Annotated in this window: 15 protein-coding genes and 1 pseudogene; 6 read left to right on the top strand and 10 right to left on the bottom strand. The window is 74.9% G+C overall.

Features of this window, described 5'->3' with window-relative positions:
* From CCN44_RS32855 to CCN44_RS32865, 3 genes are all read right to left on the bottom strand, one after another.
* The coding region (locus tag CCN44_RS32855) for a hypothetical protein (RefSeq protein WP_086701849.1) at nucleotides 1-448 on the bottom strand (448 nt) is incomplete at its 3' end.
* A gap of 89 nt (nucleotides 449-537) precedes the next feature.
* Nucleotides 538-852, bottom strand: a complete 315-nt coding sequence (locus tag CCN44_RS32860; RefSeq protein ID WP_059247222.1) for a nuclear transport factor 2-like protein — start codon at nucleotides 850-852, stop codon at nucleotides 538-540.
* Nucleotides 853-1,271: 419 nt separating this feature from the next.
* Complete coding sequence (locus CCN44_RS32865) at nucleotides 1,272-2,549, bottom strand: FAD-dependent oxidoreductase (protein WP_059247223.1); 1,278 nt, start codon at nucleotides 2,547-2,549, stop codon at nucleotides 1,272-1,274.
* A gap of 161 nt (nucleotides 2,550-2,710) precedes the next feature.
* Between CCN44_RS32865 and CCN44_RS32870 the strand changes: the two genes are divergently transcribed.
* Complete coding sequence (locus tag CCN44_RS32870) at nucleotides 2,711-3,202, top strand: DUF1360 domain-containing protein (RefSeq protein WP_059247224.1); 492 nt, start codon at nucleotides 2,711-2,713, stop codon at nucleotides 3,200-3,202.
* A gap of 115 nt (nucleotides 3,203-3,317) precedes the next feature.
* Here CCN44_RS32870 and CCN44_RS32875 read toward each other — a convergent pair whose 3' ends face one another.
* The gene (locus tag CCN44_RS32875; RefSeq protein WP_086701852.1) at nucleotides 3,318-4,055 is read right to left on the bottom strand and encodes an MgtC/SapB family protein; all 738 of its coding nucleotides are present in this window, start codon (nucleotides 4,053-4,055) and stop codon (nucleotides 3,318-3,320) included.
* 186 nt (nucleotides 4,056-4,241) lie between these two features.
* Between CCN44_RS32875 and CCN44_RS32880 the strand changes: the two genes are divergently transcribed.
* Entirely contained in the window at nucleotides 4,242-4,670 is a 429-nt protein-coding gene (locus CCN44_RS32880; RefSeq protein ID WP_086701855.1) for a DUF2267 domain-containing protein, read from the top strand.
* Between the two features lie 214 nt (nucleotides 4,671-4,884).
* Entirely contained in the window at nucleotides 4,885-5,346 is a 462-nt protein-coding gene (locus CCN44_RS32885; protein WP_086701858.1) for an ANTAR domain-containing protein, read from the top strand.
* A gap of 542 nt (nucleotides 5,347-5,888) precedes the next feature.
* Here the strand turns inward: CCN44_RS32885 and CCN44_RS32890 are convergent.
* Nucleotides 5,889-6,446 carry a TetR/AcrR family transcriptional regulator gene (locus tag CCN44_RS32890; RefSeq protein WP_086701861.1) on the bottom strand — a complete coding sequence of 186 codons (558 nt, stop codon included), beginning with the start codon at nucleotides 6,444-6,446 and terminating at the stop codon, nucleotides 5,889-5,891.
* Nucleotides 6,447-6,539: 93 nt separating this feature from the next.
* Between CCN44_RS32890 and CCN44_RS32895 the strand changes: the two genes are divergently transcribed.
* Nucleotides 6,540-7,697 carry an FAD-dependent monooxygenase gene (locus CCN44_RS32895; RefSeq protein ID WP_086701864.1) on the top strand — a complete coding sequence of 386 codons (1,158 nt, stop codon included), beginning with the start codon at nucleotides 6,540-6,542 and terminating at the stop codon, nucleotides 7,695-7,697.
* A 325-nt stretch (nucleotides 7,698-8,022) separates the two neighbouring features.
* Here CCN44_RS32895 and CCN44_RS32900 read toward each other — a convergent pair whose 3' ends face one another.
* The gene (locus CCN44_RS32900; RefSeq protein ID WP_086701866.1) at nucleotides 8,023-8,421 is read right to left on the bottom strand and encodes an ArsR/SmtB family transcription factor; all 399 of its coding nucleotides are present in this window, start codon (nucleotides 8,419-8,421) and stop codon (nucleotides 8,023-8,025) included.
* 99 nt (nucleotides 8,422-8,520) lie between these two features.
* Between CCN44_RS32900 and CCN44_RS32905 the strand changes: the two are divergent.
* A pseudogene (locus tag CCN44_RS32905) lies at nucleotides 8,521-10,588 on the top strand (heavy metal translocating P-type ATPase).
* A gap of 163 nt (nucleotides 10,589-10,751) precedes the next feature.
* The gene (locus tag CCN44_RS32910) at nucleotides 10,752-11,900 is read left to right on the top strand and encodes an FUSC family protein (protein WP_223284010.1); all 1,149 of its coding nucleotides are present in this window, start codon (nucleotides 10,752-10,754) and stop codon (nucleotides 11,898-11,900) included.
* A gap of 12 nt (nucleotides 11,901-11,912) precedes the next feature.
* On the opposite strand, the gene CCN44_RS32915 is transcribed toward CCN44_RS32910, so the two are convergent.
* From CCN44_RS32915 to CCN44_RS32930, 4 genes are all read right to left on the bottom strand, one after another.
* Nucleotides 11,913-12,485, bottom strand: coding sequence for a hypothetical protein (locus tag CCN44_RS32915; protein ID WP_086701869.1), 573 nt, complete (start codon nucleotides 12,483-12,485; stop codon nucleotides 11,913-11,915).
* A gap of 185 nt (nucleotides 12,486-12,670) precedes the next feature.
* Nucleotides 12,671-13,180: a hypothetical protein gene (locus CCN44_RS32920; protein ID WP_059247234.1), complete on the bottom strand. Its 510-nt coding sequence runs from the start codon at nucleotides 13,178-13,180 to the stop codon at nucleotides 12,671-12,673.
* Between the two features lie 81 nt (nucleotides 13,181-13,261).
* Nucleotides 13,262-14,455, bottom strand: a complete 1,194-nt coding sequence (locus CCN44_RS32925; RefSeq protein WP_059247235.1) for a PP2C family protein-serine/threonine phosphatase — start codon at nucleotides 14,453-14,455, stop codon at nucleotides 13,262-13,264.
* Between the two features lie 141 nt (nucleotides 14,456-14,596).
* On the bottom strand, nucleotides 14,597-15,478 hold the full coding sequence (locus tag CCN44_RS32930) for a lysozyme (protein WP_079080827.1): 882 nt from the start codon (nucleotides 15,476-15,478) through the stop codon (nucleotides 14,597-14,599).
* Nucleotides 15,479-15,656 lie beyond the last annotated feature (178 nt).

Here is a 15,656-nt window from a genome sequence, read left to right on the forward strand (position 1 = left end):
GGTCGGGGTGGCGGAGCAGGGCCGCGGCGCGGCGGTCGCCGTCGTCGGGGCTGAGCAGCCGGCGGAACTCGACCGGCGTGGCGGTGTGCTCGCCCTCGGCCAGCGCGGCGACGGCCAGTCCGGCCAGCTCCGCGTCGGTGAGCAGCGCGGCGGCCCAGCTGGCCACGACCTCGTCCACCCAGGTGCGCCAGGCCCACTCCTCGGCCGAGTGGTCACCGGCCGCCTCGGCACCGGTGATCCAGTCGAGGCGGGCCGTGCCGCCGGGGCCCGCCATGGTGACCAGGCCGGCGTCGATCTCGGTGGGGTACCGCAGCCAGGCGGCGACCGTCACCGCCTGCCGGGCCTGCACCTCGCACAGCGCGGAGGCCAGCGCACCGCCGCACGGCGGGTACGCCACCGTCAGCCAGCGCGCCGTCGCGGCGATCAGGGGGGACAGGTCAGTGGGCACAGCCGGGCCGTCCGAGATGCGAGGGAGTACAGGGCTCGACGCAACGGTAGCCCGGCGCCGGGCAGGGCCGGGAGGGGGTGCGAACCAGGTCATATGTGACCTGACCCACGCCCGCCGCGCAGCGGGTGAGCGGAACCGAGCGGCACGCCCGGAGTCAGCGGCCGGCCCCGCTGCGGCGCGAAGCAGTCCCGGAGCCGGGAGATCCGCCCGTCGCGGAGACGGAAGATCTGGACCAGCGAGACCGTCACCTCCTCGCCGTCGCGGTCGAGGACCGCGACGGTCTCGGCGACGCACACGCCGGGGTGCGCGGTGGTGTGCAGCACGTACCCGGACTTCTCCGGTCGCGGCGCTCCGCCGTCCTCCGTCCGCCGCTCGCAGAAGGCGGCCAGCCCCCTGCGGATCACCTCGCGCCCCGTCAGCCGCCGCGGCCTTCCTGCGGGAACCTGGACACCACGGCCCCCCTGGCCCGGGACAAGGGCGCGAGGCACCGCTTCGTCACGGACGGGATGCGCCCGTGGCGGTGTGCGCACCCGGCACCGGTCGGCGGACCGCCTCGGCGGGCGGCCGCTCCCGGAGGGCGCCGTACGCGACGACCCACGGTGCCGCGGCGCAGGGGCTCGACCAGGTGACGTGCGGCGGCCACGGCGTCCTGCACGGCGACTGCTCCGGTCGCGGCGCTCCGCCGTCCTCCGTCTGCCGCTCGCAGAAGGCGGCCAGTCCCCTGCGGATCACCTCGCGCCCCGTCAGCCGCCGCGGCCTTCCTGCGGGGACCTGGACACCACGGCCTCCCTGGCCCGGGACACGGGCGCGAGGCACCGCTTCGTCACGGACGGGATGCGCCTGTGGCGGTGTGCGCACCCGGCACCGGTCGGCGGACCGCCTCGGCGGGCGGCCGCTCCCGGAGGGCGCCGTACGCGACGAAGTACGCGGGCAGCCGCCGCAGCCAGGGCGAGCCGGCGACCAGGCCGGCGACACGCCGGGCCCGTTCCGCGCCGCCCAGGGGTGGCCGGCCGCTCAGCACCGGGGCGATGAAGCGGGCGTGGGCCGCCCGTTGCAGCGCCTGGGTGGCGACCGTGGTGGGCCGGCGGCGGCGCTGCACCCCGCGTACGTCCCGCAGACCCACGGTGCCGCGGCTCAGGGGCTCGACCAGGTGACGTGCGGCGGCCACGGCGTCCTGCACGGCGAGGTTGACCCCGATGCCGAAGACCGGGGACATGGCGTGCGCGGCGTCGCCGATGCACAGCAGGCCGGGACGGTGCCAGCGGCGCAGCCGGTCCAGGTGGACGTCGAGGAGCTTGACGTCGTCCCACGAGCGCAGGGCGTGGACCCGGTCGGCGATCCAGGGAACGGCGGCGGCGTAGGCGGCCAGGAAGCGGTCGAGGCCGGCCGCGCGGCGCTCGGCGTCGGTGCCCTTGGGGATCAGCGCGGCGCACTGCCAGTAGTCGCCCCGGTCGATCATCGCGGTGAGGAATCCCTCGCCGGCGCCGCCGACGAGCCCGCTGGGGTCGCCGTCCCGCCGCGGCAGGCGGAACCACCACGCGTCCATGGGGCAGGTGAAGCGGTGCAGGCCCAGTTCCGGCAGGGCGCGGGCGAGCGAGCCGCGGCCGTCGCAGGCGACGGTGAGGACGGCGCGCAGCTCGCCGGTGCGGCCGTCGGAGGTGCGGTAGCGCACCCCGGTGACCCGCCCGGACTCGATGAGGAAGGAGGTGGCCTCCGTGTTCGTCCGCAGCTGGAAGGACGGCTCGCGCCGGGCCTCGTCGGCGAGCAGGTCCAGCAGGTCCCATTGCGGGACCATCGCCACGTAGTCGTAGGGGCCGCGCAGGGCGGAGAGGTCCGCGACCGTGACCGCCGAGCGGCCGGGTCCCACCGGCAGCTGGACGGTGCGGACCCGGCGCTGCGGCAGCCGGGCGAAGCGCTCGGCCAGGCCCAGGTCGTCCAGCAGGGCCAGGGTCGACGGGTGGACCGTGTCGCCGCGGAAGTCCCGCAGGAAATCGGCGTGCTTCTCCAGGACGGTGACCTCGATCCCGGCCCGTGCCAGCAGCAGGGCGAGCACCATGCCCGCCGGACCGCCCCCGACGACACAGCATGTGGTCTTTTCCATGGTGGTCCCGCCCTTCTCCGGAGCAGCAAGCCAGATAATTCATCGACTGATGAATAGCCTACCGCGAAGCGGGCCCCAGGTCACGTGTCGTCTTTCGGCCACGGGGAACCCGGGGCCCTCGTGACAGGTCCGGACACGCACCGGGGAGGTCGGGAAGTCTCATGAGCACGGACGCCGCACGCTACGACGACCAGGGCGAGGTCCCGCTGGGCGGCTACGCCGTCCTCGCCTCCGTGTTCGCGGCCGGCACGGGCGCCTTCGCGCTGCTGGCCCGGCGCCGCGGCGTACGGCTGCCGCGGCAGGTGCCGCCGTGGGACGTGGCGCTGCTCGGCACGGCGGCGTACAAGGCGTCGCGGCTGCTGGCCAAGGACAAGGTCACCAGCTTCGTCCGGGCGCCGTTCACCCGCCGCACGGGCGAGGGTGAGGGCAACGAGGTCATCGAGGAGCCCCGGGGCAGCGGACTGCGGCGGGCCACCGGCGACCTGCTGTCCTGCCCGTTCTGCACCGCCGCCTGGGCCACCGGTGCCCTGATGTGCTCCTACACGGCATCACCCCGGCTCACCCGGCTGGTGTGCGGCGGCCTCGGCGCGCTGACCGTGGCGGACTGGCTCCAGTACGCCTGGACGTGGACCCAGCGGACGGCCGCGGACTGAGCCGCGCGGGCGTCGCCGCGGGCTGACGGCTCTTCGGGTCTCCGGGCTCTTCGCCCTCTTCCTCTTCGGCCTCTTCCTCTTCGGCCTCTTCCTCTTCGGCCTATCCCCCTTCGTCCTATTCGTCGTCCGACGCGGCGGTCAGCTCGACGTCCAGCACACCGTCGTCCAGGAACAGCTCCGACGCCAGCCGGGACGGATCCTCGGTGCCCTCCAGCTGCAGCAGCACCCGCGCGGCGTCGTCGGTGCGGCCGGGCAGCCGTTCCACCTTGACCTGCACGATGCGGAAGCCGCGCCGGGTGCAGGCCTGCATCAGCCGTGGCAGCAGCGCCGAACCGGTGCGGTAGGTCAGGCGGGCCTCGTAGGCGGCGGCCGCCGTGCCGGGGACCAGGCGGGAGGTGAGCCGCGGGTAGCCCCGCACCACCAGGAAGTGCAGCGCCGTCACCGCCAGCGCGAGGATGGGCAGTCCCCCGCCGCAGGCCATGCCGACCGCACAGGTCAGCCAGATGGTGGCGGCGGTGGTCAGCCCGCGCACGGCGTCCCGTCGTACGAAGATGAGCCCGCCGCCGATGAAGCCGATCCCGGAGACGATCTGCGCGGCGACGCGGGAGGGGTCGAAGGAGACGTTCTCCAGGCCGAGCACCGCGGTGAAGCCGTGCTGGGACACCTCCATCATCAGGGCGCTGGCGATACCCACCAGCGTGTGGGTGCGCAGCCCGGCGCTCTTCTGCTGTGCCGCGCGCTCCCAGCCGATGAGGCTCGACAGCACCAGCGCGAGGCCCAGTTCGGCCAGTTGGCGCGGCCCCTGCCCGTTGTGGACGTCCCACAGCGGTGCCGCAAGTCCCGCGTCTGCCATGCACACCTCGCACACCTGTCCACCGATGTTCCGCTGCCGACGCGTACCCCGCGGCGGGCGGTCGACGCCACCGGGTCCGGTGGCCCGCTCGCCGGTGACCGGACGCGGGTGCGGGGTACTCGGCGAGTGCCGCCACGCCCGGGTGACGGGCGTACCTCGGCACATCGTGCGGAAGGGACCGGTCTCATGCGGCACGACGAGATGATCGGAAAGGTGCAGGCGCTGGCCCAGCTGCCCGACCGGGGGACGGCCGAGCGGGCCGCGCACGCGGTCGCGAGCACGCTGGCGGAACGGCTGCCGTCCGGCCTGGCCCGGCATGTGGCCGCCCAGCTGCCGCCGGACATGGCTGCGGCCATGCGGGAGGCGGCCGACGCGTCGGGCGCTCCCGACGCGGGTACGGCCGGCGAGCGGTTCGGCCTGACCGCCTTCGCCGGACGCGTCGCCGTCCGGGCGGGCACCGACGAGGAGACGGCGCTGCGGGAGGCCGCGGCCGTGATGGAGGTCCTGGACGCCGCCCTGGCCCCGGAGCTGACCGAGCGGATGGCCCACGCACTGCCCGCGGACATCCGCGAACTGCTGCCGGTGGAGCGGGCGACGCAGGACGTCGAGGGGTAGTTCCTCCTTCCCGGATCCGGTTGTCCGGACATCCGGATCCGGTCGGCAGCGAGAAGGAGGCCAGGGGGCCGATACCGCGGGGTGAGCGGTGCGGGGTTGCGCCGCTCGGCGTCGTCCGGCGTGACCGGGGAGCGCGCGGCTGGTTCAATTCGTGTGCAAGCGCCCACTGGGGGCAGGCGTGGCAGTGACGTCCCCCACCCGGAAAAGGTGCTCCATGGCCTTCTTCGCCCTCTCCCGGCATCAGCCGCTCGTCCTGCTCTCGGCCACCGACCTGGCGTCGGAATACCACCGGCTGCAGGAAGAGAACGAGCAGCTCCAGCGCGCCGTGACCTCGCACGCCGTGATCGACCAGGCCATCGGCGCCGTCGTCGTGCTGGGGCAGATAGCTCCGGAGGAGGCCTGGCGTGCGCTGCGGGACGTCTCCCAGCGCACGAACGTCAAACTGCGGACGGTCGCCGAGCACATCCTGGCCTACGCGCAGGGCGGCACGCTTCCCGAGCCCGAGCGGCTCGAACTCGGGAAGGCGATCATCCGCTACCGCCGGTGCGGCCGGACCACCACAGCGCTCGGTGACGGCCTGCCCGCGTCGGCCGACGGTGCCGTGGCCGACGGGCCTTCGACGCCCGCAGCAGCCACCGGTCCTCGACCTGGTCCAGCCCGTACAGCAGCAGACTGAGCACCGGGAGCAGCAGAAGCGCCACGGTGATCATGGAGGTACCCCCTCCCTGCCGACGACACCGGGCGGGTGCCCAGGACCCGGCGGACCGACCCGCACCCGTTGTGAAGGTGCTGTGACCGGCCGGTGCCCGCCCGGCCCGTCGGCCACGGACCGCCTTGCGGGGCGCACCGGCCGAGGCGGGCAACAGGCAAGTCCCGTACCGCAAGCGGGCGGCCGTAAGGAGCGGCCTCTTCGCGGACCGGTCCGAACACAGGATCAGTTGTTCCCTGGAACAGGTGATCGTCGCTCGTACGAGCGCCGTGACCGGTGTGACGGTACGACACTTGTGGTGTGCAAGCGACGGGCTGCAGACCGGAGACGACGCACAGGTCCCACGTACAGCTACACCGCAAGGAGCAGCACGACATGAACCTTCTCACCGACATCCTCGCCGGACTCGTCCACTTCGTCGGGTGGCTGGTCTGACGCCGCGAGGCGTGTGAGGAAGCGCGGCGCCGTCTCCCCGTCCCAGGGAGGCGGCGCCGCCGTCGTCGTACGGCTCAGCGCAGCGCGGCGGCGACGAGCCCGCGGATCTCCTCCTCCTGGACGCTCCCGCCGTGCACCAGCCGGTCGAAGACCAGCCCGTCCACGCAGGTCAGCAAGGTCACCGTACGGTCGTCCGGGTCCGCCACCCCCTGCGCGGCGAGGAACGCGCGCACGAGCCGCCGCCCCTGGTTCTCGCGCGGCAGGAGGATCTCGCGCAGTTCGGGGTGGTGCGCACTCTCCACGGCGCAGGCGTAGCGGGCGAGGGACCGCCGGCGGCCGTCCCCGGTGAGCCGCGCCCCGACCAGCGCCGCGATGCCCGCCGTCAGTTCCTCGGCGGTCCGCGGCACCGGCGTGTGCGCGCCGGCCTCCTCCAGCTCCTCCTGGTCGAGCGCCACCAGCCGCCTGACCAGTGCGGTCAGCAGGGCCTGCCGGGTGCGGTAGTAGGCGGAGGTGGTGCCGGGCGGCAGCTGGGCCGCGCGGTCCACGGCGCGATGGGTCAGCCCCCGCATGCCGGTGTCGGCGAGCACGGCGATCGCCGTGTCGGCGAGCAGAGTACGTCGGTCTGTGGCCACCCCCTCTTTCTACACCCCCTTCTACATCCGTAGAACACCCGCGCTAGGGTGCTTCTACAGGTGTAGAAGCACTGCGATGCGGAGGGGACCGGCATGGGTGGTACGGCGGTGGTGGTGGGCGGCGGTATCGGCGGGCTGGCCGCGGCCCTGGGCCTGCGGCGGATCGGCTGGGAGGTGCGGGTGGTGGAGCGGGCCGCCGTGCTGGCCGACGCGGGCGCGGGCATCTCCCTGCACGCGAACGGGCTGCGCGCGCTGGACGCCGTGGGCGTGGGCCAGGAGGTCCGGGCGGCGGCCCGCCCGCAGTACACCGGGGGCACCCGCACCCCCGACGGCCGGTGGCTGTCCCGCATGGACGGCCGTCTGCTGGAACGCGAGCTGGGCTCGCCCATCGTCGGCATTCCGCGCGCGGTCCTGCACCGCCTGCTGCGGTCGGCGCTGCCCGCCGAGTGCCTGCTGGTCGGCGCGACCGTGCGCACGCTCGACCTGTCGGACCCGGACCGGGTGGGCGTGCCCGTCGGGGACGGCGTCCTGGACGCGGACCTGGTCGTCGCGGCGGACGGTGTGCACAGCCGGCTGCGCGGGCTGCTGTTCCCGGACCATCCCGGTGCGGTGTACGGCGGTTCGACGGTCCTGCGGGCCGTCACCGAAGACCCGGTGGAGGTGCGCACCGACTTCGAACTGACCTGGGGCGCGGGAGCGGAGTTCGGGCACATCGGGTTCACCGACGGCCGCGCCGAGTGGCACGCGGTGCTCAACGCGCCCGCCGGGGTCCGCCACACCGATCCGCTCGGCATGCTGCGCGGCCGTTTCGGCGGCTGGCACGAGCCGATCCCCACGCTGCTGGCCGCCACCCGGCCCGAGGCCGTCCTGCACCACGACATCCATGAACTGGTCACGCCGCTGCCGTCGTTCGCGGCGGGCCGGGTGGCGCTCCTCGGCGATGCGGCGCACGCCATGACGCCGCATCTCGGCCAGGGCGCCTGCCAGGCCCTGGAGGACGCGGCCACACTGGCCGCCGCGCTCGCCGGGGAGCCCACGGTCGGCGCGGCACTGACCCGGTACGACGCCGAGCGCCGCCCCCGGGCCCAGTCGGTGGCCCGCGCCGCCCGCCAGGCCGGCCGGATGGGCCAGCAGCTGTCCCATCCACTGGCCCTCGCGCTGCGCAACACCGGGCTACGGCTCGCCCCGTCCCGGGCGACGATGCGAGCGATCCTGCGGCACGCCGACTGGACCCCGCCGAGCCTCGTGTGACGGACCGGGGCCGCGGCGGGCCCGGGAGCCGGCGGCGTCGCGCCGGGCCCGCGCGGGGCGGATGCCGGGGCACCGGGAGGGAGCCGGTCCGCCCCCGAACTCGTCACCCCGGAGGCTGACGCGCGGAGCGGTCCGACCGTGTCGCCCTCGGGGGTGAGGGGTGCGGCGAAGACGGTCCGCCCGTTGCGACACAGACGGCCGGAGGCCGGCCGCGGCGTCGCCGGTCACGGCGCGCCGCGGTCGGCCTTCACGCCGTGCCGCTCAGTGCGCGCTTCCCCGTTCCCTCCCTCGCTTCGCGTGCCCCGGCCCCGCGCTCACCTCCCGGCTAGCGTGCGGTGCCGGGCGGCGTTTCCTCCGGGAGGCCGGGTTCCGCGCCGTCGCTCAGACCGAGGCGCAGGTGCTCGATGTGGTAGACGGCCTGGTCGAGGAGTTCGGCGACATGGCCGTCGTACAGGGCGTAGATCACCGAGCGGCCCTGGCGGCGGCCGACGACCAGGCCGAGGTTGCGCAGCAGCCGCAGCTGGTGCGAGCAGGCGGACTGCTCCATGCCGACCTCGGCGGCGAGCTCGGTGGCCGCGCACGGGCCCTCGCGCAGCCGGGCCAGGATCAGCAGCCGGGACGGGGTGGCGAGGGCCTGGAGGGTGGTGGCCACGCGCGTGGCGCTGTCCACGTCGAGACGTGTGCGTGGAACCGCTGTCCGCGCGGGAGTTGCTCCATGACCCATGGCAGTCATCATACAGACGACACTTGAAGACTTCTTCATATGTACCTGTATGGTGGGTGCCGTTGCCCGCCGTCCGCCCTGCCGAAGGGTCCCTCCGTCATGTCCTCCGTCCTGACCGACCGCCTCTCGCCCGCCGGTGCCGCCCGCGCCGAGCCCGCCGCTCCCCGCCGCCGTACCCGGGTCTTCGCACTGCCCGAGGCCCGCTGGGCGGCGGCGGCCACGGTGTTGTTCCTGATCGCCCTGCCCCTCCAGCTCACCGGCGCGCCCGGCTGGGCCTGGGGGGTGCCGTACGCGCTCGCCTACGCCGCCGGCGGCTGGGAGCCCGCGTGGGCGGGGCTGCGGGCGCTGGCCGAGAAGACCCTGGACGTCGACCTGCTGATGATCGTGGCGGCGCTGGGGGCCGCGGCCGTCGGCCAGGTGATGGACGGGGCCCTGCTGATCGTCATCTTCGCCACCTCCGGGGCGCTGGAGGCGCTGGCCACCGCCCGCACCGCCGACTCGGTGCGGGGCCTGCTGGACCTGGCCCCCGCCACCGCGACCCGGCTGCGGCCCGACGGCACGGAGGAGACGGTCGCCCCGACGGACCTCACCGTCGGCGACACGGTGCTGGTGCGGCCCGGTGAGCGGATCGGCGCCGACGGCCGGGTGCTGGACGGAACGAGCGAGGTCGACCAGGCCACCATCACCGGTGAACCGCTGCCGGTCGCCAAGGAGCCCGGTGACGAGGTGTTCGCCGGCACGCTCAACGGCACCGGCGCGCTGCGCGTGCGGGTCGGCCGGGACGCCGCCGACTCGGTGATCGCCCGGATCGTCCGCATGGTCCAGGAGGCGTCCGAGACCAAGGCCCCGACCCAGCTCTTCATCGAGAAGGTCGAGCAGCGCTACTCGCTCGGCATGGTCGCCGCGACCCTCGCCGTGTTCGCCGTGCCGCTCGCCTTCGGGGCCGCGCTGACCGAGTCGCTGCTGCGGGCCATGACCTTCATGATCGTCGCTTCGCCCTGCGCGGTCGTCCTGGCGACCATGCCGCCGCTGCTGTCGGCGATCGCCAACGCCGGCCGGCACGGGGTGCTGGTGAAGTCGGCCGTCGTCATGGAACGCCTCGGCGAGGTGGACGCGGTCGCGCTGGACAAGACGGGCACCCTCACCGAGGGCACCCCGCAGGTGACGGACGTCGTACCGCTGCCCGGTGCCGGCCTGACCGAGCGGGAGCTGCTCACGCTCGCGGCGGCGGCCGAGCACCCGAGCGAACACCCCCTCGCCAGGGCGGTGACGGACGCCGCCCGCGCCCGCGGCCTCACCGTCCCCACCGCCCGGGACTTCACCTCCACACCGGGCGTGGGCGTCACCGCCACGGTCGGAACGCACAGGGTCACGGTGGGCGCGCCGCCCCGCCTGCCGGCCGACGCGACGGACGGCCCCGTTCTCCCGGTGACCACCGGGCAGGGCGACGGCGCCGGCACGCCCGGCGAACCCGCCGCCGGCCGGCTCCCCCGCCGCCCCGGCCGTCGTGGCGGACCTGGAAGCCGGCGGCCGTACCGCCGTGGTGGTGCAGGTGGACGGGGTCACGGTCGGAGTGCTCGGGATCGCCGACCGGGTGCGGGCGGACGCCGCCGTCACCGTCGCCGCCCTCACCGCGTTGACCCGGGTCCCCCCGATGCTGCTCACGGGCGACAACCCGCGGGCCGCCGCCCGGCTCGGCGACGAGGTCGGTGTCCGTGACGTCCGGGCCGGGCTGCTGCCCGAGGAGAAGGTGGGTGCCGTCCGCGCGGAGCAGAAGGCCGGCCGCCGGATGCTGGTCGTCGGCGACGGGGTCAACGACGCGCCCGCGCTGGCCGCCGCGCACGCGGGTGTCGCGATGGGCCGCGCCGGTTCCGACCTGGCGCTGGAGACCGCCGACGCGGTGATCGTGCGCGACGAACTGGCCGCGGTGCCGGCCGTCGTCGCCCTCTCCCGGCGCGCCCGCCGGCTGGTCGTGCAGAACCTCGTCGTCGCGGGTGTGTTCATCTCGGGCCTGGTCGTCTGGGACCTCGCGGGCACGCTGCCGCTGCCCCTCGGCGTCCTCGGCCACGAGGGCTCCACGGTCCTCGTCGGCCTCAACGGTCTGCGGCTGCTGCGCGAGGCCGCCTGGACCGAGGCGGCCCGAGCGGGCACCGAGCGGGCGGCCTGAACGGACCGCGCGTGCCGGTGCCGGGCACCGGGCCCCGAGCGCAGGCACCCGGGCGCCCGCGTACCGGGCCGCCGGCCTCGCGGACTCCCGGGCCACCGGACTTTCCGGTCTTCCGGCCACCCGGCTGGCATGGACCCGTGCCGGAAGTGGCACCCGAGGCGCCGTGCGTGGAATACGACTGGCCTGGCAGGGCGTACGACGTGACGGGGTGGCCGCGGTGCGCGCGGCGCGGCGGGCCTGGGCGGGGCCGGGACGGGAGCGGGACCTGGCCGTCCAGGCGGGGAAGGCGGCGCTGGCCGCCTGGGTGGCCTGGGCGGTGGCCGGCTGGTGGCTGCGGGCGCCGGTGGCGTTCGTCGCGCCGTGGGTGGCCGTCGTCCTGGTGGAGTCGACCGTGTACCGGTCGATCGCGCACGGTCTGCAGCAGCTCGCGGCGATCGCGGCCGGCACCGTGGCGGCCACCGCGGTCGCCCTGCTGCTGCACAGCACGATGGCCGCGATGGCGGTGGTCCTCCCCCTCGTGATGCTGCTGGGCCAGTGGCGGCGCCTGGGCAGTCAGGGCATCTACGCGGCCACCGGCGCCCTGTTCGTCCTGACCAACGGGTCCGTCACCGTCGCCACCTCCACGGCCCGGCTCGCCGAGGCCCTGTTCGGCGCGGTGGTCGGCATCGCCGTGAACGCGCTGGTCCGGCCGCCGCTGTATCTGCGCGACACCCGGGCCGTGCTGCGGGACGCGACCGAGGAGGCCCATGACATCCTGCGGGCCGTGGCCGACGGGCTGGCCGCGGGGCACTGGGACGCCGAGGAGGCCGGCGCCTGGCACGAGCGTGCGCTCCGGCTGCACCGGCGGGTGGAGCAGGCCCGCTCGGCGGTCGAGTGGAGCCGGGAGAGCCTGCGCGTCAACCTGCGCCGCCGCCGTACCGGCGCCCTGCCGCTGCCCGGCAAGGGGTACGACGACGCCCTGGTGGTGCTGGACTACGCGGCCGTGCACACCCAGGGGGTGACCCGCACCGTGCTGGAGGCCGCCGCCGAGGACCGCGCCGCGCGCCGGCCGCACCCCGGGCTCGCCCGGCGGTACGCGGAGTTCCTGGGCCGGACCGCCCGCGCGCTGCGGCTGTACAACCACAGCCGGTTCGGCGACGAGTGCGAGGACGAGCTGCGCGAGGCCGTGGCGGAACTGCGCGGCACCCTGGCGGACCTGCGCCGGGATCTGGTCCGCTCCACGACGGACGATCCGGACGAGGTCGCCACCTACGGCGCGCTGCTCACCCAGGCCCACCGGCTGGCCGACCAGCTGGCCGCCTCGGGGGCGTGAGCGCGGCCCCGGTCAGTCGACCGTGGCACTGGCGAGGACGGCGTCGACATCCTCGGTGACCGAGCGGTCCGCCGCGCCGGTGGTGAGTCCGAGCAGGAAGGAGGTGCGCTCGCCGTGGATCGTGACCACGGTCATCTTCAGGCGGCTGCTGCCCTGCTCCCCCTGGATGCGCAGGACGGCGGTGTGCGCCGGCTGGCCGTCCAGGGTGGTGGCGTGCGACTCCTCCAGAGTGGCGGGCCGGTCGGGGAAGAAGAACGCGGCGTTGGAGCGGGCGGCCGACTCCGTCGCCCGCTCCAGGCCGGCGCGGGGCACGGCCTGCCCGGCCCGGCCCGCGAGCACGGTGCCGCCGGTCTCGGTGGACTTCGCGGCGGGGGCGTTGCCGATCTGCGAGGAGAAGGCGCCGATCAGCTTCTTGTCCTGTGCGGCGTCGTGCTTCCAGCCCTCGGGGACGCCGTAGGACAGGCCGGCGCGGGTGTCCGTCACCCGGGGCCGGCCGGCGAGCGGGCCGTCGTCCCCGCCGCGCACCCACCGGACGGTCGCCACCCCGCCCGCGACGACGAGCAGCAGCGCGATCACCCCGGCCACCGCCCACCATCGGGACCGGGCCGGCGCGTGCTGCGGCGCCGGTCCCGATGGTGGGGTCGGGGGGTACGTCGTCGCGGAGGGGGTCGGCGTTGTCATGCCCTCAACCTCCATGACCGTGGGGGTCCGGCGCCTGAGTCGTCGTACTCATACGCCGTACTCAGTGCGTGCCGACCCGATCGCCGTCCTCATGCGCCGGACGCCGGGTCCTGGGGAGCGCGCACCCCGAAGAGGGCGGGCCCCACGGTGAGGACGCCGTCGGTCAGCGGCCGGCAGCGCACTCCCCCGCCGCCGCGCAGGGCGCGCTGCGCGCCGGGGCCGAGCGTGGTGTCCATCCAGGCGCACGGCCGGGCGGCGCTGCGCACCTCCAGGTCCACCGGTCCGGTTCCGCAGTCGAGGAAGACCGTACGGCCGATGTAGGCGTCGATGTCGATCCCGCGCAGCAGGACGTTGCGCCGGGTGCGGAGGAGGCCGGCCGGGTGCGGGCCCGGCAGCCGCTCGGCCGCCATGAGGGTGACCGAGGCGTTGCGGTGGGCGGGGTGGTTGAAGTAGCGGTCGCCGACGATGCCGAGGCCCGCCCGCACCTCGGCCGTCGTCACCAGTTCGCCGGGCGGCAGCTCGGGCAGGCCCTCGCCCGGCCGGCCGGCGAGCCGGTGCACCGGGGAGACGAGCAGCTGGAGGATCTCGACATGCGGCACGCGTCGAGCCTAACCGGCGCCCGGCGACCGCCGTGCCGCCGGTGCCGGGAGCGGCCGCTCGTCCCGGCCGGCCGGAGGGATTCAGTGGTTCGGCTGCCACTCGAACATCACGATCGTGGCGTCGTCCCGGAGCCGGCTGTCCTCGGAGTCCAGCAGCGAGTGGATCAGGCGTCTGAGCGTCTCGGGCGCGATCTCGCCGGTGGTGCTGGCCCGGATGACGTAGTCCGCGAAGCGCTCCAGGCCGAGCAGCCGGCCGTCGGCCATCCGGGCCTCGGTGACGCCGTCGGTGTAGAGCAGCACCCGGTCGCCGGGCTCGAGCCGGGTCTCGTGCACCCGGCGGTCCCGCGAGAACAGCAGGGACCGCAGGCCCATGGGCGGGTCGGGCTCGCGGACCAGCGCGTCCACGATCAGCCGCTGTCCGCGGATCAGGAGCGGCGCGGGATGCCCGCAGTTGCTCCATTGCAGCACCCCGGTGGTGAAGTCGAACTGGGCGAGGATCCCGGTGCAGAACTGGTCCGGCAGCCACTGGCTGAGCGCCTCGTCCACGCCGTCCACGAGGGAGCGCAGGTCGGCGTCGGTGCGCCGGGCGTTGCGGCAGGCCGCGAGGGCCACCGCGCTGGTCAGCCCCGAGAGCAGGTTGTGCCCCATGGCGTCCAGGACGACGGCGTGCAGGGCGTTGGTGGTGAGGGAGTGGTCGAAGGCGTCGCCGCCGATGTCGTAGGCGGGTTCCAGGACGGCGGTGGAGACGACCTGGCCGTTGCCGATGGTGCGCGGCGGCAGGAAGGCGCGCAGCATCTCGGCGGGCAGGCGCATGGCCTCGGTGCGGGTGCGCCGGACGAAGGAGTCCTTGTAGGCCCGCTTGGAGGTGATCATCATCGCGAGGAGGGCGGCGAGGGCCCGGCCCTGCCGCAGGGAGGTCGCGGTGATCGCCTGCGCGTGGACGGCGAGCACGCCGAGCCGCTCGGCGCCGTCCAGGAGGGGGAACCAGGCCGTCAGCCCGTCCCGCTCGGACTCCTCCACGCGCAGGGACTGGGTGCGGTAGCACCACCCGGCGAGCGATTCGTCGATGGGCAGGGTGGCGGCCACGTCGGTGAGCGGCACGAGATGGCGCTGCTGGAGGTCGGCGAGGTAGACCACGGCGTGCGGCAGGCCCAGCGACTTCGCGCAGTGGGCCACCGCGGTCGCCAGGTCCAGGATGCAGTTGGCGGGATCGGCGAGGAACTCCTCCAGCGGCGCCCCGCTCGGCTCTGCCGTCACCTGTCCATCACCACCCATCGCCTTCCGGGCCGTCTTCCGTGGGGTCCCGCGTCGCGCGGCCCGGTGTGCCCGCACGGGTGGACGGCTCCGCTCCCGGGTGTCCCGCCGGGGCCGGCCGAGCGCCCCGGCCGAGATCCGGTTCCGGGCGGACGCGGAGCGTCATCGGCTGTCGGAGGAGCCCTGGACCACCGCTTGGTGCTCAGCCGAGGCGAAGTCCCGCAGGGTGTCCTGGGAGCCGTTGAAGCGGTCGTGGTCGCCGACCGTCATGCCGCTGGAGGTGTACTGCCACATCGTGTACGACGACCAGCCCGCCGGCAGCGGACCGACGGTCGAGGCGTAGCGCGCGATCCACAGCGGGTTGGTCGTACCGAAGCCGGTGTGGTCGCCGGTGCACTGGATCCACCAGTTGGTGGCCGTGTAGATGACCGCGTCCCGCCCGGTGCGGGCCTTGTAACGGTCCAGGAAGTCGCGGATCCAGCCGACCATGCCGCTCTGGGACTTGCCGTAGCAGGCGTCGCCGTACGGGTTCCACTCGATGTCGAGGGCGCCGGGGAGGGTCTTGCCGTCCTGCGACCAGCCGCCGCCGTGGTCCACGAACCAGTCGGCCTGGGCGGCGCCGCCGGTCGTGTCCGGGGTGGCGAAGTGGTAGGCGCCGCGGACCATGCCGATGCCGTACGAGCCGTCGTACTGCTGGGTGAAGTAGGGGTTGGTGTAGTACGTCCCCTCCGTGGCCTTGGTGTAGGCCCACTTGGTGCCGCTGTCCCACAGCGTCTGCCAGTCGACGTCGCCCTGGTGGCTGGAGACGTCGACGCCCTCGGTCTGGGAGGCGCGGGCGGCGGCCGGGGGCCGGGTGCCGGTGTCGCCGTCGTGGGCGAGGACGCCGATGCCCATGTAGGCGCTGCCGCGCTCGGGTACGCCCCCGGCCGGCTCGGACACGGCCGGGGGGCTGGACAGGATCAGGAGCAGGCCGGTCAGGGCGCCGACGAGGCACCGGCGGGACCGGCCGCGGAAACGGGGTATGGGGCTTCGCACACCGTCCATCTGACCCGGCGCCGGGTCGTCCCGCACTCCGGGTACCGCCCAACGAAGCCATCAGGGCCGGTGTTTAGCCCATGTGGGTGCGCTTCGCGCGCTGCCGGGGATCGGCGGTGTCCCGGTCAGGCGGCGTTCAGGGTCATCAGGACGGCCCGCAGCCGGGTGCCGTCCTGATGACCCTGAA

This window comes from Streptomyces tricolor (assembly GCF_002155905.1).
Lineage (GTDB): Bacteria > Actinomycetota > Actinomycetes > Streptomycetales > Streptomycetaceae > Streptomyces > Streptomyces tricolor.